This window comes from Roseivivax halodurans JCM 10272 (genome assembly GCF_000521785.1).
GTDB classification, from domain to species: domain Bacteria; phylum Pseudomonadota; class Alphaproteobacteria; order Rhodobacterales; family Rhodobacteraceae; genus Roseivivax; species Roseivivax halodurans.
The window spans coordinates 1-390 of record NZ_JALZ01000142.1 but is presented as its reverse complement, the minus strand read 5'-3'; the positions used below and the strand labels follow the sequence as shown (position 1 = coordinate 390).

The 390-nt window shown below is 67.9% G+C and carries 1 protein-coding gene; it reads left to right on the top strand.

The window, feature by feature from the left end; translation table 11 throughout:
- The coding region (locus tag OCH239_RS23245; RefSeq protein ID WP_037267651.1) for a hypothetical protein at positions 1 to 390 on the top strand (390 nt) is incomplete at both ends.

Sequence of the window (390 nt, the reverse complement as noted above, 5' to 3'; positions counted from 1 at the left end):
AACGGCGCAGCCGGATTACGCGTCGGGGACGGCAACGGGAGGCGCGCTCGAGCTGACCCTCGGCGGGGGCAGCTCCCGCAATGCAGTCACCGATATCTCCGGCGGCTGGAGCCGCAGCTTCGACACCCTTGCCGGGCAGACCGGCACGCTCACGCTCAGCTACCGCATGGATCTCACCGGGGATCTCGATGCCGGTGAATGGGGGGAGGTTGTGGTTCTGCTCGACGGCGTCGAGACCGTGCTCACCCGCCTCGAGGCCACCGATGACGATGACGAGGTTCTCGGCACCGGCCTGATCGAGGCGGTGATCGATCTCGGCACACTTTCGGGCAGCAGCCACGTCCTGACGCTCGGCGGCTATCTCAACCAGCGCACCCGGCCCGACGAGGT